The 19,525-nt window shown below is 59.0% G+C and carries 19 protein-coding genes; 2 read left to right on the top strand and 17 right to left on the bottom strand.

Going from position 1 to position 19,525, the window contains the following annotated elements:
* Positions 1-31: 31 nt before the first annotated feature.
* From flgL to DBR44_RS09005, 12 genes are all read right to left on the bottom strand, one after another.
* Positions 32-946, bottom strand: a complete 915-nt coding sequence (flgL, locus tag DBR44_RS09060; RefSeq protein ID WP_124643753.1) for a flagellar hook-associated protein FlgL — start codon at positions 944-946, stop codon at positions 32-34.
* Positions 947-961: 15 nt separating this feature from the next.
* Complete coding sequence (gene flgK, locus DBR44_RS09055) at positions 962-2,761, bottom strand: flagellar hook-associated protein FlgK (protein ID WP_124643752.1); 1,800 nt, start codon at positions 2,759-2,761, stop codon at positions 962-964.
* A 46-nt stretch (positions 2,762-2,807) separates the two neighbouring features.
* Positions 2,808-3,785, bottom strand: coding sequence for a flagellar assembly peptidoglycan hydrolase FlgJ (flgJ, locus tag DBR44_RS09050; RefSeq protein ID WP_124643751.1), 978 nt, complete (start codon positions 3,783-3,785; stop codon positions 2,808-2,810).
* Between the two features lie 89 nt (positions 3,786-3,874).
* Positions 3,875-4,972, bottom strand: coding sequence for a flagellar basal body P-ring protein FlgI (locus tag DBR44_RS09045; RefSeq protein ID WP_124643750.1), 1,098 nt, complete (start codon positions 4,970-4,972; stop codon positions 3,875-3,877).
* Between the two features lie 27 nt (positions 4,973-4,999).
* Positions 5,000-5,683, bottom strand: a complete 684-nt coding sequence (locus DBR44_RS09040; protein WP_124643749.1) for a flagellar basal body L-ring protein FlgH — start codon at positions 5,681-5,683, stop codon at positions 5,000-5,002.
* Positions 5,684-5,763: 80 nt separating this feature from the next.
* On the bottom strand, positions 5,764-6,546 hold the full coding sequence (gene flgG, locus DBR44_RS09035) for a flagellar basal-body rod protein FlgG (protein ID WP_124643748.1): 783 nt from the start codon (positions 6,544-6,546) through the stop codon (positions 5,764-5,766).
* A 54-nt stretch (positions 6,547-6,600) separates the two neighbouring features.
* On the bottom strand, positions 6,601-7,341 hold the full coding sequence (locus DBR44_RS09030; protein ID WP_124643747.1) for a flagellar basal body rod protein FlgF: 741 nt from the start codon (positions 7,339-7,341) through the stop codon (positions 6,601-6,603).
* A 39-nt stretch (positions 7,342-7,380) separates the two neighbouring features.
* A complete protein-coding gene (gene flgE / locus DBR44_RS09025; protein ID WP_124643746.1) occupies positions 7,381-8,619 on the bottom strand; it encodes a flagellar hook protein FlgE in 1,239 nt (412 codons plus the stop codon).
* Between the two features lie 39 nt (positions 8,620-8,658).
* Positions 8,659-9,354, bottom strand: a complete 696-nt coding sequence (locus DBR44_RS09020) for a flagellar hook assembly protein FlgD (RefSeq protein ID WP_124643745.1) — start codon at positions 9,352-9,354, stop codon at positions 8,659-8,661.
* Positions 9,355-9,369: 15 nt separating this feature from the next.
* Positions 9,370-9,780 carry a flagellar basal body rod protein FlgC gene (flgC, locus tag DBR44_RS09015; RefSeq protein WP_089086096.1) on the bottom strand — a complete coding sequence of 137 codons (411 nt, stop codon included), beginning with the start codon at positions 9,778-9,780 and terminating at the stop codon, positions 9,370-9,372.
* 2 nt (positions 9,781-9,782) lie between these two features.
* Positions 9,783-10,193 (bottom strand): flagellar basal body rod protein FlgB, encoded by a 411-nt coding sequence (gene flgB / locus DBR44_RS09010; protein WP_124643744.1) that lies wholly within the window; start codon positions 10,191-10,193, stop codon positions 9,783-9,785.
* Between the two features lie 251 nt (positions 10,194-10,444).
* The gene (locus DBR44_RS09005) at positions 10,445-10,861 is read right to left on the bottom strand and encodes an OsmC family protein (protein WP_124643743.1); all 417 of its coding nucleotides are present in this window, start codon (positions 10,859-10,861) and stop codon (positions 10,445-10,447) included.
* A 122-nt stretch (positions 10,862-10,983) separates the two neighbouring features.
* Here DBR44_RS09005 and tsaD point away from each other — a divergent pair, with 122 nt between their 5' ends.
* Positions 10,984-12,009: a tRNA (adenosine(37)-N6)-threonylcarbamoyltransferase complex transferase subunit TsaD gene (tsaD, locus tag DBR44_RS09000; RefSeq protein ID WP_124643742.1), complete on the top strand. Its 1,026-nt coding sequence runs from the start codon at positions 10,984-10,986 to the stop codon at positions 12,007-12,009.
* 46 nt (positions 12,010-12,055) lie between these two features.
* Positions 12,056-13,972, top strand: coding sequence for an ATP-binding cassette domain-containing protein (locus DBR44_RS08995; RefSeq protein WP_124643741.1), 1,917 nt, complete (start codon positions 12,056-12,058; stop codon positions 13,970-13,972).
* Positions 13,973-14,439: 467 nt separating this feature from the next.
* On the opposite strand, the gene DBR44_RS08990 is transcribed toward DBR44_RS08995, so the two are convergent.
* The 5 genes from DBR44_RS08990 to DBR44_RS08970 form a co-directional block, all read right to left on the bottom strand.
* Entirely contained in the window at positions 14,440-15,840 is a 1,401-nt protein-coding gene (locus DBR44_RS08990; protein WP_233578438.1) for an FAD-binding oxidoreductase, read from the bottom strand.
* Positions 15,841-15,953: 113 nt separating this feature from the next.
* Positions 15,954-16,823 carry an acetyl-CoA carboxylase, carboxyltransferase subunit beta gene (gene accD, locus DBR44_RS08985; protein ID WP_124643740.1) on the bottom strand — a complete coding sequence of 290 codons (870 nt, stop codon included), beginning with the start codon at positions 16,821-16,823 and terminating at the stop codon, positions 15,954-15,956.
* A gap of 82 nt (positions 16,824-16,905) precedes the next feature.
* Positions 16,906-17,694 carry a tryptophan synthase subunit alpha gene (gene trpA, locus DBR44_RS08980; RefSeq protein WP_124643739.1) on the bottom strand — a complete coding sequence of 263 codons (789 nt, stop codon included), beginning with the start codon at positions 17,692-17,694 and terminating at the stop codon, positions 16,906-16,908.
* Positions 17,695-17,712: 18 nt separating this feature from the next.
* Positions 17,713-18,915, bottom strand: a complete 1,203-nt coding sequence (gene trpB / locus DBR44_RS08975; protein ID WP_124643738.1) for a tryptophan synthase subunit beta — start codon at positions 18,913-18,915, stop codon at positions 17,713-17,715.
* Positions 18,902-19,525, bottom strand: a complete 624-nt coding sequence (locus DBR44_RS08970) for a phosphoribosylanthranilate isomerase (protein ID WP_124643737.1) — start codon at positions 19,523-19,525, stop codon at positions 18,902-18,904. The genes trpB and DBR44_RS08970 overlap by 14 nt, the downstream gene beginning before the upstream one ends.

Genomic DNA, 19,525 nt, shown 5'->3' with positions numbered 1-19,525 from the left:
GCCATTTGCTTGAAGAGCCATGCGACAGGGCTCAGGACATATAGTTGAACAGCGACAGGTTGGTCACCTTGTTGTACACCAGCTGGCTGTACTTCAGTGAAGTCTGGGTCTGGGTGAAACTGGTAATGGCGCTGGGCATGTCCAGATCCTGCAGATCACTGATGCCGGACTTGTACTGCAGCCCGAGCTGGGTACCCATGTCCTGCACGCTCTGGTTTTCCTGCCGGCGCGCACCAATCGAAGCAATATTGGTAGACAGGTTTTTCTGCGCGGTATCCAGCGACGTCACGATGGCACCCATTGACGTGCTGTAATTCGCCGGCTTGGGATTCTGGGCCAACAAATCATTCAACGATTTCAGCGCATCAAACACCGCAGTCGTACTGGTGGCATTGCCAAACACATTGCTGCCGGCATCGGAAATCTGCATGCTGCGCGAGGCACTGATAGGCACATTGCGCTGACCGGTGTCCCCCTGATAAGTCGCGGCATAGGTGGCATCCAGCACATAAGGGGGCGTATCCACCTTGTTGCCGCTAAACAGGTAGTTGCCCTTGCCATCGGTGGCATTGGCATAACCGGTCATCTCGGCAATACCCTCCTGCACCTGCTTCTGGATCATCAGCAACTGGTCGGAGGACAGCACGGTATTACCCGCCTGGATGGCCACCGCCTTGATGCTGGTGAGCAGATTGGAGGCATTGGTCAGCTGGGATTCGGCCAATGACAAGGTGGACTCCACCGCCTTGGTATTGGTGACGTACTGGCTATTCATGCCGTCGGACTGATTCAGTTGCAAAATGCGTGCCGCCGCGACCGGATCATCGGCCGGGGTTACCACCCGTCTCTGGGTATCCAGCTGCATCTGCAGCGATTGCAACTGCGACTGCAGCGATTGCATGTCGTAGGTGCCGGTCATATAGGATGTTGCGGTACTGATTCTCATGATTCAACCCTCGCCTCAGCCGCCCATTTGCAGGATTTGCTGGAATAGTGTCTGTGCTATCTGCAGCACCTTGCCGGACGCCTGATAAGCCTGTTGATACTTGATCAGGTCAGCGGCTTCCTGATCCATGTTCACCCCGCTGACATTGGAACGCGAGGTGGTGGCCTGTTGCAGCAAGGTGGTCTGCGACGTTGAGGCCAGTTTCACCGTATTGGTGGCATTGCCCACATAGCTGACGGTGGTGGAGTAATAAGTCTGGAAAGACTGCAAGCCACTATTGGTGCCGTTCTTGTTTTCATCGACGATCTTGCGCGTTTGCAGACCCATCATCTCAGCCAGGTTATTACCATTACCGATGACGGCAGTACCGGTGGGCACGGGCGAGACATTGATGGTCATGCCAGCCTTCATCTGGCCGGACAGCTGGAACTTGATACCCAGATCATTGGCTGGGGAGGCACTGTCCACCAGTTTGTAGCCATTGGAAACAGTCGGGTCGGGCACGACATTGAAGGTCTGGCCATTATCCGGTCCGCCAGCCAAGGTGGCGGTAATGCTGGTGGCTGAAGTGGCATTGATGGTCATGCCAGTCATACCGGTAACCGGGTGCGTCGCAGTAGAAGGCGGCGTCGTAGCATTGGCCCAGCCATAGGTGCCGGGCATGCTGGCCCAGACCCCGGACAAGGTCACCCCGGTGCCGGCAGGCGTAATACCACCCGCTCCCAGTTGCAAGGACGAAGAAGCTGCCAGCTTGGACGGATCTGCCAGCAGCAACTGCATATTGGCCACGGCATCCTGCGGGTGCGTGGCGTAGCTGCTCATATCGGCAAAAATCTGCCCACCCTGATTACCCGACAGGTCTCGCCCCAGCTGGTTCTGGTAATTCATCGCCGTAGTGAAGTCGATGGCCAGCGTACCCAGCTTTTGCTGGGTGGTCAGCAGCGTACCGTCGCGAAAAGACATATAACCAGCCAATTGCCCACCCGACAGCGCCGAGCTGGGAATCACCGTGGCGGTGCCGTTGGGATTGGGGTAAGTCACTTGCACATTCAGCGGATTGGCCGGGTCAGTCTGCGTGCCCAGCTTGTTGACCTGATTGCCCAAGACCAGCGCCTGACCATTACCGATGAACACGCTGTAAGTACCATCCGACTGCGCCACCGACTTGGCACTCACCAGCTTGTTCAGCTGCTCCATCGCCTGATCACGCTGATCCATCAGGTCGTTGGGTTGCTGCTGGCTATTACCAGCGGCGGCGGCGGCAATCTGATTGTTCAGGTCGGCGATATTCTGAGCCAGTGCATTAATGCTGTTGACGGTGCTGGTAATTTGCGAATTGGCACCCGCTTGCATCTGGGACAGATTGTTGCCGATGGCGGTGAAGTTGGACACCAGCGCCTGCGACATATTGACCACGGTTTGCCGGCTGGGAATGGACGACGGGTCTTGCGACAGCGTCTGCAGGCTGCTGTAAAAGCTCTGGAAAGAATTATTCAGGCCAACGGTTGGATCAGCCAGCAGATTGTTGATCTGGTTCAGCTGCGACAACTGACTGGAATAGAAGTTACTGCCCGCCTGTGCGTTCAGCACTTGCGAATCCAGATACTTGTCGTAGATGCGGCTGACACCGGTGATGTCCACGCCCTGCCCCAGGAAGCCAAAGCCCTCCTGTTGCGGCATGCGCGCAGCCTGACTCATGACCTGACGGTTATAGCCCGGGGTATTGGCATTGGAAATGTTCTGGCCGACAACAGAAAGCGCAGTTTGTGCTGCATTCAGGCCGCTAACGCCAATGGAAAAAATGTTTGAGCCCATTATCGCCTCTCTGCTGTTTTATCGACCGCAACTGCTGAAACTTTAATCAAGAGCGCACCGCTTGCTGTGCCAGTGAAGCGGCCACGTCCACCAGTTTGCGCGCATAGCGTGGATCAGTGGCATAGCCGCCGCTTTGCAAACCCTGGGCGAAACCCTGCACATTACGTCCCTGATTCAATGCTGCCTGATAGCGCGGAGAGCCTTTCAACAGGCTGGCGTAATCGCTGAAGGCATCCGCATACGAATCATAGGAACGGAACTTCTCCACCTTCTTCTGCGCAGTGCCATTCACGTATTCGGTGGTGGTGATGCTGGTGGACTTGCCTTGCCAGTCACCCGTGGCCTTGATGCCGAACAGGTTGTGCGAATTGCTGCCGTCGGCATTACGAATGGCACGTTTGCCCCAGCCGCTTTCCAGCGCGGCATGTGCCACCACGAACTCCGGTGCCACACCCAGTTGTGAGGCCGCATTACGTGCATGCGGCAACATGCCCTGGATAAAGCTCTTGCCATCACCGCTGACAACCGGGCTGCTGCTTGCAGCCGCAGCTGCGGTATTGGAGGCAAGACCGGCACTGGCCGCCTCGCTCTGCGCTGCCTGATAGGCTTTCACGCCACTCGCTTGGGTAAAGCGTGTGGGGAGTACCGGACTGCTGGCCGCCGAATGCAGCTTGCTGGCATCGGTACCGGCATCAAAACCGGACTGTTTGGCGATCTGCTTGTACACCAGATCGGCAATGCCCATGCCACCGGCACGGCTGAGTGACTGCACCATCTGCTGGTCCAGCATGCCGCGATAGGTATCCATGGCCGAGTCACCTTCGTCGTCAAACTTGGTCTCGCGCATGGTTTTCAGCATGGTTCCCATCAGCAGGGCTTCGAACTGCGACGCTGCTTCCTTGGCCGCCCCCTGGGGGTCCTTGCTCATGCGCGCACGCAGGCTGGACATCTGGGTGGGATCCACCGCCAGCTGCTGGCTCAGGGCATCGTTTGCCGAATAGGTACTGGAAAACTGCGTCGTCATTCTTCACTCCTCCACCCGGCTAAAAGCAAGAAGCGGGCCAATAAAAAACGCCCCGTAAACGGGGCGTTTTTCAGCAAGGAAATCAGGCTTCAGATGATTTGCAAATCTGCCTTGAGCGAACCGGCTGCTTTCATCGCCTGCAGGATGGAAATCAGGTCTTGCGGGGTGGCACCCAAGGCGTTCAGTGCCGAGACAACCTGATTGAGATTGGCGCTCTTGGCCACTTTCAGCACCTTGCCGCCATCGCTGCTGACATTGACGCTGGTCTGGTTGGTGGCCACCGTCTGCCCACCGGACAGCGCCGGCGGCTGGCTCACCTGAGGGGTATTGCTGATGGTCACAGTCAGGTTGCCGTGCGCCACGGCACATGGCGCAAGCTGCACCGCCTGGTTCATCACGATAGAGCCGGTGCGGGCATTGATGATGACCAGAGGGGAAACTTCTGCCGGGTCGACGGCAAGATTTTCCATCCGCGACAGAAACTGCACTCGCTGATTGGAATCAAAAGGTGCGCGCACTTCCACCATGCCACCATCCACCGCCCGAGCAGTGCCACTGCCGAATGCCTTGTTGATGGCCTGCACCACACGATTGGCCGTGGTGAAATCGGCCTCCTGCAATTCCAGATTGATGAATTCTCCACTGCCCAGTGCCGTGGGTACTTCGCGCTCTACCGTGGCACCGCCGGCAATCCGCCCCACGCTGAGCTGATTGACCTGGGCCTTGCTGCCACCCGCGGCCGCACCCGCGCCCCCCACCAGCACATTGCCCTGCGCCATGCCGTAAATCTGCCCGTCAGCACCCTTGAGCGGTGACAGCAGCAAGGTACCGCCGCGCAGACTCTTGGCATCACCAATCGAGGACACGGTGACATCCAGCGCCTGGCCTTTACGGGCAAACGCCGGCAAGGTGGCGGTCAGGCTGACCGCCGCCACGTTCTTGGGATCAACCTTGGTACCCGGCGGAATCTGCACACCCAGCTGGGTCAGCATGTTCGATAGCGACTGACCGGTAAACGGCGAGGAAGTCACCTTGTCGCCGCTGCCATCCAGCCCCACCACCAGGCCGTAACCCAGCAATTGGTTGGAGCGCACGCCGGCGATATTGGTAATGTCCTTGAGCCGGTCGGCCGCCAGCGCCTGCCCACCCAGCATCAGCAGCAGTGCTGCCAGCAACAGTTTATTCATGATGTCATCCAGCCCGAGCCGCATCATTCAGATGGGGATGATGCTCAGGAAAAATTTGGCCAGCCAGCCCGGCTCGTTGTATAGACGGTTATTGCCCTTGGTTTCCTGCTCGATGCGGGCATCGGCCACCTTGAGCGAGGAGACCGAGCGGTCGGCGGCGATATCTCGCGGATTGACCACGCCGGACAGGCGGATGGACTCGGTATCGCCATTGATGCGTACCACTTTTTCACCGCTGACCACCAGATTGCCATTGGCCAGCACTTCGATCACGGTAACGGTAATGGAGCTGACAAAGGTGGTGGCTACCTGATTGGTACCCTTGCCGGTATTGCTGGCCGCGCCACTGCCGGTGAGCGATGCGCCCAGGCCCTTGGTCAGACCGCCCGGCACGAAGGGAAGCTGGATGCCGCTGGAAATGCTGTCGTTGAGTGCCGAGGAACGGGTGGCCGTGGTTTGTTCCGACTGCGAAGTCGAGGACTTTTCCTGGATGGTGATGGTGAGCGTATCCCCCACCAGCGCCGGCATTTTGTCTTCAAACATGGCACGGTAGCTGCCAGCCTGGAAGATGGAGCCATTAGCCGGCAAGGTGCTGGCTTGCGGCTGCGGGCGGGCTGTCATCGGCAGCGTCACCAGCGGCGGTTCCTGCGCCGCGCAACCGGCCAGCAGCAAGGCCAGCATCGCTGGCATCATCCATTTCAGCATTTTCATTCCGCCCTCCCCACACCGCCTGCCGGCCATCAAGCAAAACCGGATTTTAGCGTTTAAACACCGCCAGCAGAACCGGCAGATTACATCTGCGTCAGCTTTTGCAGCATCTGGTCAGCGGTGGTGATCGCCTTGGAGTTCATTTCAAACGAACGCTGCGCAGTAATCATGTTGACCAGCTCTTCCGTCACATTGACGTTGGACCCTTCCAGAAAACCCTGCTTGACCAGACCACGGCTGTCGGTACCCGGATCCCCATCCTGCGGATCGCCCGAAGAGGCGCTCTGCAGATACAGATTATTGCCAACACTTTCCAGACCTTGCGGATTGATGAAAGTCGTCAGCTGGATGGTGCCGGCAGTTTGCGGCGCCGGGTTATTGGGCAGGAAGTACTGCACCACACCAGCGGTGGAAACGGTGATTTGCGACGCCGTGCTGGGGATATTGATATTGGGGTTCAGCTGATAGCCATCCGAGGTCACGATATCGCCACTGGAGTTGCGCTTGAATTCACCATCACGGGTATAGGCAGTCGTGCCGTCCGGGCGCTGGATGCGGAAAAAACCGTCACCGGTAATGGCCCAGTCCAGCGGCTGACTGCTCTGCGTCATATTGCCCTGGGTAAAGTTTTTGGCTGTGGCCACCGCCGTGGCACCCGTGCCTACCTGCAAACCGGTCGGCGTGGTGCTGCCATCAGCCAGCTGAGCGCCCGGCTGGCGCAGGGTCTGATAATACAGGTCTTCGAAAATGGCGCGCCCGCGCTTGAAACCTACTGTGTTGACGTTGGCCAGGTTGTTGGAAATGACATCCAGATTGAACTGGCTGGAGTCCATCCCGGTCTTGGCAACATAAAGCGCACGCATCATGGCGGTGTTTCCTCAGAATTCTTGATTTGTTATCAGTGTTGTCGCGACCAGGCCTTAGCCTATGGCCAGCAGCTGGGTGGCTTTCTGATCGTTCTGATCAGCATTGGTCATCAGCTTGATATTCATGTCGTACTGCCGGCCATGCGAGATCATCTGCACCAGACTTTCCACCGCATTGACATTGCTGGCTTCCAGCGTTTCCGGCACCAGCTTGACCGAGGTATCGGCAGTGGCGGTATCGCCCCCGTTCATGCGGAACAAGCCATCCGGGCCTTTATAAACATCCTTGACCGCAGGATTCACCAGCTTGATCTGCCCCAGCAGCTGCGGGGTGCGGTCCTTGCCATTCTGTGGCACACCCACTACCGAACCATCCTGCCCCAGTTGCACCTGATAACCGGAGGGTACGGTAATCGGGCCACCGTCACCGCTGATGGGCAGGCCACTGCGTGTGCGCATCATGCCGTTGGCGTCCAGCACATAGCCGCCATCGCGGGTATAGGCTTCACTGCCATCCGCTGCCTGCACGGCAAAGAAACCGGGCGAACCCAGGGCAAAGTCGCTGGGGCTGCCGGTATGCATCAGGCTGCCCTGGCTCATGTCATGGCCAATGGTGTTGTCCACCACATAAGTACGGGTCGGGGCACCGGGGCCAACCACCGGCAGCGCACGGAAGGAAGCCAGATCGGCCTTGAAGGCATTGGTATTGGCATTGGACAGATTGTTGGCCGTGGTGGCTTGCTGCAAATCGATGTGTTTGGCACCGGTCATGGCCAGGTACAGCATCTTATCCATTGTTTCCCCGCTTCCTTAGGCTGTTCTGGCTGACATCAATTACAGATTGATGATGGTCTGCATCAAGGTGTCTTCGGTCTTGATGGTCTGGGCATTGGCCTGATAGAAGCGCTGCGCGGTAATCATGTTCACTAGCTCGGATGTCAGATCCACATTGGAATCTTCCAGCGCCTGCGACTGCACGGTACCGGAGTTGCCCGAGCCCGGTGCATTGTAGGCCGGCACGCCGGAGGCCAGCGTTTGCTGCCAACGGTTACCACCTTCGTTCTGCAGGCCCTGCGAGTTGGTGAAGGTTGCCAGGGCAACCTGACCGATGACTTTATTCTGACCATTGGAGAAGCTGGCCATGATATTGCCATGGGTGTCGATATTCATGCTGCTCAGGGTACCCGGCGCATAGCCATCCACTGTTTCCGTCGGGGTACCGGAAGCCTGTGCCACCTGGGTAGAGCCGGTGTAATCCACGGTAAAGGTAACCGGGGACGAAGAGCCATTCACCGGCGTCGGGGAGAAAGTGACACTGAACGGGGTGGTATTGGTCAGATTACCCTTGGTGTCGTAGTTCATGGTGTAGGTATTGGTACCACTGGCCGGGCTGCCATCGACATAGGCCGTCACCGTCCACGGTGTGCCGGTAGCGGTAGCCGTACCCTTGACGTAATACATGGTCAGGTTGTGCTGATTACCCAGGCTGTCATACACCTGTGCCGCATTCGACCAGTTAAAACTGTTGGTATTGGTCGGATTCAACGGCGTTACCGTCGGCGGCGTCAGTCGCGAATCCACATTCACGCCCATGGTGACCTTGGTGGTGACTGCCGGCGAAATCAGATTGGTTTGCAGTTTCAGATCGGTGACCGGGCCCTGGGTCACCACGCCATTATTGGCCATCCAGCCTTGCAGGCGGTCGTTGCCATTGACGATGTAACCATCCTTGTCCACCTGGAATTGTCCGTTGCGGGTATACGCCAGCGAACCGGTGGTCGAGGTCGGATTCTGCCGCATGATAAAGAAGCCATTGTTATTGATGGCCAGGTCCAGGCTGCGGCCGGTCGGGGTGATGTTGCCAGCACTGAAGGACTGGGTGACTGCATTCACCTGCGAGCCGATACCGGCGCTGGTATTGGCCACACCATAAAAGCTGGTGGAGAACAGATCGGCAAACTCGGCGCGCGAACTCTTGAAGCCGACGGTGCTGGCATTGGATACGTTGTTGCCAATGGTATCCAGCTGCGAGGACGCCGAATTCAGACCGCTCAAACCTTGTTGAAAACCCATGTGATTACTCCCCGAAACCTGTTTGCGCTAATGACTTGGTTAAGACAGCTGTGCAACGTTTGCCAGACCGACGCTGGTCCCGTCTTTCATGATCAGTTGCGGCGAGCCGCTGGCCCAGCTGACGGCGGTTACCGCCTGGTTGGCATACGGTGTGGCCGTCACCGCAGCGCTGCTGGCACTGGTCGCCTTGGCACTGAAAGTGTATTTGCCGCTGGGCAACTGCTTACCGTTGGCATCGGTGCCATCCCAGTTGAAAGAGTTAAGGCCGCTGCTAGGGCTCTTGACCGTCAGGGTATCCACCACATTGCCATTGGCGTCGGCGATACTGACGGTGTAATCGGTGGCCGCACCACTCAGATTCACGGCACCCTGCACATTGGAACCGCTGGTCAGGCCCAGCGCATTACCCGGCACCAACGCCTGCTTGCCAATCATGGTGGCAGCCATCAGCGATTGATTGGCAGCCTGCGACTGCACCAGGCTCTGCATGGCGGTGTTCAGCGTCTGCATCCCGGATACCTGACTGATCTGCGCCATCTGGCTGGTGATCTGGCTGTTATCCATCGGGTTCATCGGGTCCTGCGCCTGCAACTGCGTCACCAAGAGCTTGAGAAAGCGATCCTGAATACCCTGTGCACTGGTATCGGTATTGGAATTACCGGTGCCACTGGTGCTGCCAGTAGTGCCATTCAGCGCGGCATACGGATTGGTCGAGGAATTAACCGAGCTGGTCATGGCTGCTGCCTTTCATCACTGTCCAAGCTGCAGAGTCTTCTGCAGCAGGGTTTTGGCGGTATTCATCATTTCCACATTGGTCTGATACGAGCGCGAGGCGGAAATCATGTCGGACATTTCCTCGACCGGATTGACATTGGGCATGTTGACATAACCCTTTTCGTCCGCCAGAGGGTTGCTGGGGTCGTACTTCAGCCGCGGCGGGGTCTGGTCTTCCACAATGGAAGTCACCCTCACACCGGCCACTTGCGGCTGACTGGCGGTAACCGGCAAGGCGGTAAACACCACGTGGCGGCCCTTGTAAGGCTGGCCGGTCGAGCTGGTGGCACTTTCCGCATTGGCGATATTGCTGGCCACCACGTTAAGACGCATGGACTGGGCAGTCAGCGCCGAACCGGAAATGGCAAAAATATTGGCGAGCGACATGGTTACTGGCCTCCACCGGTAATGGCGGTATTCAGACTGGACATACGCTTGCTGAGGAAGGTGAGCGTGGTCTGGTATTGCAAGGCGTTATCGGCAAAGGCCGCACGCTCCACATCCATATCCACCGTGTTGCCGTCCAGGCTTTGCTGTACCGCATTGCGATACTGCACCGCCGGCTTGCCGGCACTGCCAGCCCCCGTACCAGCCAGATGGCGCGTATCGGTCACATTCATCGCCAGCTTGCCCTGTCCATCCTGCGCAGACTGCAAGGCCTGCTTGAAATCGAAATCGACTGCCTTGTAATTGGGGGTATCGGCATTGGCAACATTGCTGGCAATGACTTCCTGGCGATAGGCGCGCAGGTTGAGCGCTCGCTGCTGAAAATCAAATTCCTTGCCAATCTTGTCCAACATGACCTTGCCTCCTTGAATGCGTCCCCATCCTTAGCAGGAACTGTGCCAGCACAAACAATCCATACAGACCATTGATTTTATTGAAACTACAGGCAATACACACCACCACCCGCACAGCGCACACCGGCAGGAGCGGCAAGTTTTGCCGCCATCACCGCCCCGCTGCCGCTGCCACCAAAACAAAACCGCCGACGGCCCATGGCGTCGGCGGTTTTGATCCAGCCTTAACAGCACACCCCGCAAACAGCTTCTTAGTCTGCGCGCAGCTCGAAATCGTGGCTGATGTCAGCCGTCTTGCCCAGCATGATGGAGGCCGAGCAGTATTTCTCCGCCGACAGCTTGATGGCCCGCTCCACTACCTCGGACTTGAGATCACGTCCGGTGACCACAAAGTGGAAATGAATCTTGGTGAAGACCTTGGGTTCGGTCTCGGCGCGCTCGGCTTCCATTTCCACCCAGCAATCAGTCACTTGCTGACGCGACTTTTTCAGAATGGAAATCACGTCATAGCTGGTACAGCCGGCAGTGCCCAAGAGCAGCAGCTCCATCGGACGCGGCCCCAGATTGCGGCCGCCGCCTTCCGGCGCACCATCCATCACCACCGCATGGCCGCTGCCGCTCTCGCCCATGAAACACACGCCATCCACCCATTTGAGTCTTGCTTTCACTGCCCCATCCTTCCGCTTTTGTTCAGCGCAAATCCGCTTAATCGCCACAGACTATCATTCCCGATTTGGGCAGACAAAGATTCACCGGTAAAATGGAAAGATTGACCTGTTATAAAGCCATCATGCTGGTACTTGGAATCGAATCATCGTGCGACGAAACCGGCGTTGCACTGTACGACCTTAAGGCGGGCCTCATTGCCCACCAACTGCATACGCAAATGGCCATGCACGCCGAATACGGTGGCGTGGTGCCCGAACTGGCCAGCCGCGACCACATCCGCCGGGTTATCCCGCTCACCGAAGCCTGCCTAGCTGAAGTCGGCAAGACCCTGGCCGATGTGGATGCCATTGCCTACACCCAAGGCCCCGGCCTGGGTGGAGCCCTGCTGGTTGGTGCCAGCGTGGCCAATGCGCTAGCCTTTGGCCTGAACATTCCGGTGATTGGCGTCCATCATCTGGAAGGCCATCTGCTATCGCCGCTGCTGGCGGAGCCGCGACCGGACTTTCCCTTCATCGCCCTCTTGGTATCCGGCGGCCACACCCAGCTGATGGCCGTACGCGGCATCGGCCAGTACGAGGTGCTGGGCGAAACGCTGGACGACGCAGCCGGCGAAGCCTTCGACAAGACGGCAAAACTGCTGGGCCTGCCCTACCCAGGCGGCCCGCTGTTGTCGCGCCTGGCCGAAGAAGGCGACCCGGCGCGCTTCAACCTGCCACGCCCCATGCTGCACAGCGACAACCTGGACATGAGCTTCTCCGGCCTCAAGACTGCCGTGCTGACACTGAGCAAACAGGTGGAAGCCGAGCATGGCCAGATCGACGAACAGACGCGCAAAGACATCTGCCGCGCCTTTCAGGAGGCCATTGTCGACGTGCTGGTCAGCAAATCGCTGAAAGCCCTGAAGCAGACCGGCATGAAAAAGCTGGTGGTGGCTGGCGGCGTAGGTGCCAACAAACAGCTGCGCGCCGCACTGGATCAGGCCGCGGCAAGGCGCAAGCTGGAGGTGTTCTACCCGCCACTGGCCCTGTGCACCGACAACGGTGCCATGATTGCCTTTGCTGGCGCCATGCGGCTGAAATACGCCACCGCACCCGGCAGCTACTCGATCAAACCGCGCTGGGACCTGTCCGGCCTGCCCGCTGCCTAAATCACCCCGCCGGCGCAGCCTGCTGCGTCGGCCTGACAACCCCATCATGATCCAACTGAAAAACCTCAGCCTGCGTCGCGGCCTGAAAGAATTACTGGTCAACGCCAGCCTGACCCTGAACCCCGGCTACAAAACCGGCCTGGTCGGTGCCAATGGTGTGGGCAAATCCAGCCTGTTTGCCCTGCTCAAGGGCGAGCTGCACGCCGATGGCGGCGATGCCGACATCCCCAAGCAATGGGTCATGGCCCATGTGGCGCAGGAAACGCCGGCACTGGACACCGCTGCCATCGATTACGTGCTGGATGGCGACCACGAGTTACGCCAACTGGAAGCCGAACTCTCTGCCGCCGAAGCGCGCGACGACGGCAGCGCCATCGGCCATCTGCATGGTGAGTTGGCGCGCATCGAAGCCTATTCTGCCCCGGCCCGCGCCGCCAAGCTGCTGACCGGCCTGGGCTTTGCCACCGAAGCCCACCAGCGGGCAGTGAAAAGCTTCTCCGGCGGCTGGCGCATGCGGCTGAACCTGGCGCAGGCGCTGATGTGCCGTTCCGACCTGCTGCTGCTGGATGAACCCACCAACCACCTGGATCTGGAAACCGTACTGTGGCTGGAAGACTGGCTGCAAAGCTATCCGGGGACCTTGCTGATCATCTCGCATGATCGCGACTTCCTCGACAGCATCTGCAGCCATATTGCCGAAGTAGCCAACCAGACCCTGACGCTGTACACCGGCAATTACAGCCAGTTTGAAACCATGCGTGCGGAAAAGCTGGCGCGCCAACAGGGCGAATTCGACAAGCAGCAGCGCCAGATTGCTCATCTGGAATCCTTCATCACCCGCTTCAAGGCCAAGGCCACCAAGGCCAAGCAGGCACAAAGCCGGGTCAAGGCACTGGAAAAACTGGAGCGCATTGCCCCGGCCCACATTGCCTCGCCCTTCGATTTTCACTTCGACAGCCCAGACAACCTGCCCAACCCGCTGTTGCGGCTGGACAAGGTGAATATCGGCTACGGCGATACGACCATCTTGCAGGGCCTGTCGCTGTCGGTAGAAGCCGGCAGCCGCATTGGCCTGCTGGGGGTGAATGGTGCCGGTAAATCCACACTGGTGAAGCTGCTGGCGGGCGACCTGCCGCAACAGGCGGGCGAGCTGATCAAGGCGCAAACGCTGAAGATAGGCTATTTCGCCCAGCACCAGCTGGAAACCCTGCGCGAGGACGAATCACCGCTGCAGCATATGCAGAGACTGGCCCCCACTGCACGCGAGCTGGAACTGCGCAGCTTTCTGGGCGGCTTCAATTTCCGTGGCGACAACGCGACCGATCTGGTCGGCCCCATGTCCGGCGGTGAAAAGGCCAGACTGGCACTGGCAATGATCGTCTGGCAAAAGCCCAACCTCTTGCTGCTGGACGAACCGACCAACCATCTGGACCTGGAAATGCGCCATGCCCTGACGCTGGCACTGCAGGATTTTTCCGGCGCGCTGATCGTGGTTTCCCACGACCGCAGCCTGCTGGAATCCACCACCGACCTGTTCTGGCTGGTCAGCGGCGGCACGGTCACCCCGTTTGACGGCGATCTGGAAGACTATCGCCAGTGGCGACTGGCCCAGCTGGCAGAAAGCGGCAAACCGTCCAGCGGCGACGCCCAGGCCGTCAACCGCAAGGAGCAGAAGCGACAGGAAGCCGAAGCCCGCCAGAAATTGGCTCAGCTGAAAAAGCCGCTGCTGAGCAAGCTCGCCAAGCTGGAGAAGCAGCTGGAGCAACTGAGCAGCGAAAAAAACCAGCTGGACGCCTTCATGTCTGGCGAAGAAGCCTACTCGGACGCCAACAAGAGCAAGCTGGCCGAGGCGGTAAAACGGCTGGGTGTGGTCAGCAGTGAACTGGCTCAGGTAGAGGAAGACTGGATGCTGCTGCAAGAAGAGCTGGAAGCGCTGGAAAACAGTATGGACAGCCCGGACTAAGAGCGGCTAACAAGAGCGTAGCGCCCCTGGAGCAAGGGACACCGACGCAGACATTGCAAGGTGTACGGCCAGGAGGCGCAAGGCCGCAACAGGGTTTTTGTTAGCGGCGCCAAAGCTTGTCATCAGCGAGGCTGGGCCGATGCCACCCGCCCATGCCTCTTGCTGCCGGCTGCAATTATCCACAGCAATCAGCGGATAACTCTGTGGATAAGTACTGAACAAATAAAAAAAGTCTTTTTACCTTAACAACTTGCTGCAACTGCTCACTAAAAAGGCAGAATAGACCCAGTTGGCTACTGATTATCAGTCCTGAGCACTTCCCTGCTTGCCTGATTGCAATAATTCAAATCAAGCCATTGATTTTAATGAAAATATACTGTTTATCTTTATTTTTTCAGTAGCTCATATGAAAAAATATATGCCATGAAGATGACGGTTCAAATACCAGTGCGCCGGGCAACAGCAGCCTATCCCTCTCGGCTCAGCAACTTGCCCGGATTCATGATGTTGTTGGGATCGAATACCGCCTTGACCCCGCGCATCAGCGCAATGTCTGCAGCACTGCGCGTTACCCCCAGATAATCGCGTTTCAACAGCCCCACGCCATGCTCGGCCGACATGCTGCCGGCAAACTCGGCCACCAGTGCAAACACCTGCTTGTTGACCGCCTCGCAGGCGTGACGAAAATCTTCCAGCGCCCAGCTTTCGGGCTTCAGCACATTGATATGCAGATTGCCATCGCCGATATGGCCATACCACAGCACCTCGAAATCCGGGTAATCGCGGGCCAGCAAGGCTTGTAGCCGGGACACAAAATCCGGCAGACGGCTAATCACCACCGAAATGTCGTTCTTGTACGGCGTACGCGGCGTAATGGCAGCACTGATGCCCTCGCGCAAGCGCCATAGCGCCCTGGCCTGCTGCTGCGACTGCGCCAGCACACCATCCACCACCCAACCTTGTTCCAGGCAATATTCAAATGCCTGCAATACCAGCGCATCGTCAGCCGCTGGCGGCAATTCGCACTCCAGCAGCACATAAAATGGCTGCCGCTCTGCCAGCGGTGGCTGCGCCTGCTCGGCCGCCAGCACATGGGTCAAGGCCTGATCGGAGAAAAACTCGAAGGCTTGCAAGGTCAGCCGGCTACGGAAGGCATGGAACACCGCCATGATGTCGGGCAATTGCGGTACGGCCAGCAGCAATACCGCGCTGGGCGGTGCCGGATCACACAAGCGCACCGTTGCCTCCACCACCAGCCCCAGCGTGCCTTCCGAACCGATAAACAGGTGACGGAAGTCATAGCCGCTATTGTTCTTGTTAAGGCCCAGATTGCACTGCAGCAGCTCACCGCGGCCAGTCACCACCGTCAGCCCGGCAATCCAGTCCCGGGTCATGCCATAACGCACCACGCGGATGCCGCCGGCGTTGGTGGCGATATTGCCGCCGATCTGGCTGGAGCCGCTGGAAGCAAAATCCACCGGATACAGCAGCCCCTGCTCTTGGGCAAAGGCCTGCAGCGCTGCCGTGACCACCCCCGCCTGGCAGCGTACCGTGCGCGCCAGCGGGTCGAACTGGTCGATACGATTCACCCGTTCGAAGGACAGCACCACCTCGCCCTGCGCCGCCACGGCACCGCCGGACAAGCCGGTACGGCCACCGGACGGCACGATGGCAACGCCATGCGCATTGGCCCAGCGCACCACCGCCTGCACTTCCTCAATACTGAGCGGGAACACCACTGCCGCCGCCTGCGGCTTGGTGTAACGGGTCCAGTCCTGGCCGTAACGCTCCAGCGTATCGGCATCGCCATGAATACGCTCGGCAGGAATAATGGTTTGCAAGGCAGAGAGTTGGGGCGAGGTCAGCACGGCAATATCCAGACAGAAAAGTGGCAGCGGCTACCATAGCACGCGGCAAAACAAATAAAAAAGCCGCCCCCCGAAGGAAGCGGCCTGGATGATCTTGGTGCTGTCAGCAAGAATCAGGCAACAGCAGCCTGCTTTTGCAGTATGGAGACCAGCTCGGCAATCTTGCGCTTGAGTTCGCGACGATCGACGATCATGTCGATGGCACCCTTTTCCAGCAGGAATTCCGAACGCTGGAAGCCTTCCGGCAGGGTTTCGCGCACGGTCTGCTCGATCACGCGCGGACCGGCAAAACCAATCAGCGCCCCCGGCTCGCCAATCACCACATCGCCCAGGAAGGCGAAGGAGGCGGAAACGCCACCCATGGTCGGATCGGTCAGCACCGAGATGAAGGGCAGCTGGTGATCGGTCAGCAATTGCAGTGCGGCACTGGTCTTGGCCATCTGCATCAGCGAATTCAGACCTTCCTGCATGCGCGCACCACCCGATGCGGCCACACAGATGAAGGGGGCCTTGGCTTCGATGGCAGCCTGTACGCCACGCACAAAACGCTCACCCACTACCGAACCCATGGAACCGCCGATGAAGCGGAACTCGAAGGCGGCCACGACAGCCGGCATGGAATGGATGCTGCCCTGCATCACCACCAGCGCGTCGTCTTCGCCAGTATTGCTCTGGGCGGCAGCCAGACGGTCGGGATAGCGTTTGCCATCCTTGAACTTGAGAATGTCCACCGGCTTGACCTCGGCACCGATTTCACGGCGGCCTTCGTCATCCAGCAGGACATCCAGCCGCTGACGTGCATTCAGCGGATGGTGATGATTACATTTGGGACAAACCTGCAGATTGCTCTCCAGGTCGGTGTAATACAGTACGGCTTCACATGCCGGGCACTTGCTCCACAGCCCCTCCGGTACCGCTGAAGGCTTGTCAGCGCGAGAATCGCGCTTGATCTTCGGCGGCAGGAGCTTGTTCAACCAGCTCATGCTGACTCCTTGCTCAACGCAGCCCGGCAGGGTATGCCGGGCTGACAATAAAACGGGGTGTTGTCACCCCGTTTGCGTGTCCTTAAAGAATGGCGGCCTTCAATTCGGCCACCAGACGGGTCAACCGCTCTCTGGCGGTTTCTGCTGTAGCCGCCTCGATTTCCTGCACCAGACGGCTCCCTACCACCACGGCATCGGCCGTCACGGAGATGGCCTGGGCGGTGGCGGCATCGCGAATGCCGAAGCCTACGCCGATGGGAACCTGAATATGTGCTCTAAGGGCGGCAATTTTACGCGCTACGTCGTCAATGTCCAGATTTCCTGCACCGGTGACGCCTTTCAGCGACACATAGTAGACATAACCACGGGCATGGCGGGCGATTTCACGCACCCGCGCTTCCGGCGTGGTCGGTGCAATCAGGAATACCGGATCAAGATCCGCCGCAATCAGTGCCGCAGACAGTTCGGCCGCTTCTTCCGGCGGGCAGTCCACGGTCAGCACGCCATCCACACCGGCAGCGTGAGCCTGTTCGGCAAAGGCGGTATAGCCCATGACGAACACCGGGTTCAGATAACCCATCAGCACCACGGGCGTGGTGGCATTGCTCTTGCGGAATTCGGCCACCAAGGCCAGCACATCGCGCAGGCCGACCTTGTGCACCAGCGCACGTTCGGACGCACGCTGGATCACCGGGCCATCGGCCATCGGATCGGAAAACGGCACCCCCAGCTCGATGATGTCGGCACCACCATCTACCAGACCGTGCATCAGCTCAACGGTCAGCGAGGGATGCGGGTCACCGGCCGTGATAAACGGGATCAGTGCTTTCTTGCCGTCCAGCCGGGCAAAACATGCAGCAATACGTGACATAAGCCTTCCTTAGCCTTGTTAGAGCGTGATACCGGCCAGACCGGCCACGGTATTGATGTCCTTGTCGCCACGGCCGGACAGATTCACCAGAATCACCTTGTCCTTGGCCATGGTCGGTGCCACCTTGGCAGCCCAGGCCAGCGCATGGCTGGATTCCAGCGCCGGGATGATGCCTTCCAGATGACAGCAGTCGTGGAAGGCCGACAAGGCTTCCTTGTCGTCGATGGCGACGTATTCGGCGCGGCCGATGTCCTTCAGATAGCTGTGCTCCGGGCCAACACCGGGGTAATCCAGACCGGCCGATACCGAGTGGGTCTCGACAACCTGACCATTGGCATCCTGCATCAGATAGCTCTTGGCACCGTGCAGCACGCCTACGCCAGCCCCACCGGACAGTGGAGCGGCGTGCATGCCGCTGGCAATGCCGTGGCCACCGGCCTCGACACCCACCATGCGCACGCCATTCACACCGATATAGGGATAGAACATGCCGATGGCGTTGGAGCCGCCACCGACGCAGGCCACCACCACATCCGGCTGGCGACCGGCCACTTCCGGCATCTGCTCCTTGGATTCCTCACCGATCACCGACAGGAAGTCACGCACCATCATCGGGTAAGGATGCGGACCTGCCGCCGTACCCAGAATGTAGAAGGTGCTGTCGACATTGGTCACCCAGTCGCGCATGGCTTCGTTCAGTGCATCTTTCAGGGTCTTGGAGCCGGACTCCACCGGCACCACGGTGGCACCCAGCAGCTTCATGCGGAAGACATTGGGCGACTGGCGCTTGATGTCCTCGGCACCCATATAGACAAAGCATTCCATGCCATAACGGGCAGCCACGGTAGCCGTGGCCACGCCATGCTGACCGGCACCGGTTTCGGCAATCACCCGTTTCTTGCCCATGCGGCGGGCCAACAGCGCCTGGCCGATGGCATTGCTGATCTTGTGCGCGCCAGTGTGGTTGAGGTCTTCACGCTTGAGGAAGATCTGCGCACCACCCAGTTGCTCCGACCAGCGCTTGGCATGGTAGATGGGGCTGGGGCGGCCCACATAGTGTTTCAGCTCGTGGCGAAACTCTTCCCAGAAAGTCGGATCGGCCTTGACGCGCTCGTATTCGTTCTTGAGTTCGTCCAGTGCCGCCATCAAGGTTTCGGCAACATAGACGCCACCATACGGTCCAAAGTGGCCGTTTGCATCCGGAAGATCATACCGCTCCATGCCTTGCTCCTGATATGAACGCCGCCATCCTGGCGGCATCTTTGATTCCTTTGGCTGCTTCCACTCCGCTGGAAACATCCACCGCCGCCGGCCGCACTGCGGCCACGGCTTGCTTGATATTCTGGTCGTCCAGCCCACCGGACAAAATCAACGGCAGGGGCAGGTTTGCCGGCAGCAAAGTCCAGTCAAACGTGGTACCGGTGCCACCATGTGCGCCTTCAACAAAGGCGTCGGTGAGCAGGCCGCGCGCGTCCGGGTATTGGGCGGCGGCTACTGTCAGGTCCAGTCCGGGCTTGACCCGCACCGCCTTGAGATAGGGCCGCTGGAAAGAGCGGCAGAATTCAGCCGGTTCTTCACCGTGAAATTGCAGGATGTCGATGCCGCAATGTGCCAGCACCTCTTCCACCCACTCGCGCTCCGGGTTGACGAACAACGCCACCACGCTGACAAAAGGCGGCAAGGCGGCAATCACCGCCTGTGCCTGCGCCAGGCTGACATTGCGCGGGCTTTTCGGATAAAACACCAGGCCGATGGCATCCGCGCCCAGCCGGGCGGCTTCTGCGCCATCCTCGGGCCGGGTAATGCCGCAAATCTTGATTCTGATGGTCAC

Origin of the sequence: Aquitalea sp. FJL05 (assembly GCF_003852595.1) — a bacterium.
Taxonomy (GTDB): Bacteria; Pseudomonadota; Gammaproteobacteria; order Burkholderiales; family Chromobacteriaceae; genus Aquitalea; species Aquitalea aquatilis.
Note: the sequence above shows the minus strand (reverse complement) of the source record. Positions and strands in the feature narration are given on the sequence as shown.

What these genes read in the sequence shown, in the direction of transcription:
- trpA (WP_124643739.1), bottom strand. Translation starts at nt 17,694, where the DNA reads ATGTCACGTATTGCTGCATGTTTTGCCCGGCTGGACGGCAAGAAAGCA.
- DBR44_RS09020 (WP_124643745.1), bottom strand. Translation starts at nt 9,354, where the DNA reads ATGACCAGCTCGGTTAATTCCTCGACCAATCCGTATGCCGCGCTGAAT.
- DBR44_RS08995 (WP_124643741.1), top strand. Translation starts at nt 12,056, where the DNA reads ATGATCCAACTGAAAAACCTCAGCCTGCGTCGCGGCCTGAAAGAATTA.
- flgK (WP_124643752.1), bottom strand. Translation starts at nt 2,761, where the DNA reads ATGGGCTCAAACATTTTTTCCATTGGCGTTAGCGGCCTGAATGCAGCA.
- DBR44_RS09045 (WP_124643750.1), bottom strand. Translation starts at nt 4,972, where the DNA reads ATGAATAAACTGTTGCTGGCAGCACTGCTGCTGATGCTGGGTGGGCAG.
- trpB (WP_124643738.1), bottom strand. Translation starts at nt 18,915, where the DNA reads ATGGAGCGGTATGATCTTCCGGATGCAAACGGCCACTTTGGACCGTAT.
- DBR44_RS09040 (WP_124643749.1), bottom strand. Translation starts at nt 5,683, where the DNA reads ATGAAAATGCTGAAATGGATGATGCCAGCGATGCTGGCCTTGCTGCTG.
- flgE (WP_124643746.1), bottom strand. Translation starts at nt 8,619, where the DNA reads ATGGGTTTTCAACAAGGTTTGAGCGGTCTGAATTCGGCGTCCTCGCAG.
- DBR44_RS09030 (WP_124643747.1), bottom strand. Translation starts at nt 7,341, where the DNA reads ATGGATAAGATGCTGTACCTGGCCATGACCGGTGCCAAACACATCGAT.
- tsaD (WP_124643742.1), top strand. Translation starts at nt 10,984, where the DNA reads ATGCTGGTACTTGGAATCGAATCATCGTGCGACGAAACCGGCGTTGCA.
- flgC (WP_089086096.1), bottom strand. Translation starts at nt 9,780, where the DNA reads ATGTCGCTCGCCAATATTTTTGCCATTTCCGGTTCGGCGCTGACTGCC.
- flgL (WP_124643753.1), bottom strand. Translation starts at nt 946, where the DNA reads ATGAGAATCAGTACCGCAACATCCTATATGACCGGCACCTACGACATG.
- accD (WP_124643740.1), bottom strand. Translation starts at nt 16,823, where the DNA reads ATGAGCTGGTTGAACAAGCTCCTGCCGCCGAAGATCAAGCGCGATTCT.
- flgG (WP_124643748.1), bottom strand. Translation starts at nt 6,546, where the DNA reads ATGATGCGTGCGCTTTATGTTGCCAAGACCGGGATGGACTCCAGCCAG.
- flgJ (WP_124643751.1), bottom strand. Translation starts at nt 3,785, where the DNA reads ATGACGACGCAGTTTTCCAGTACCTATTCGGCAAACGATGCCCTGAGC.
- flgB (WP_124643744.1), bottom strand. Translation starts at nt 10,193, where the DNA reads ATGTTGGACAAGATTGGCAAGGAATTTGATTTTCAGCAGCGAGCGCTC.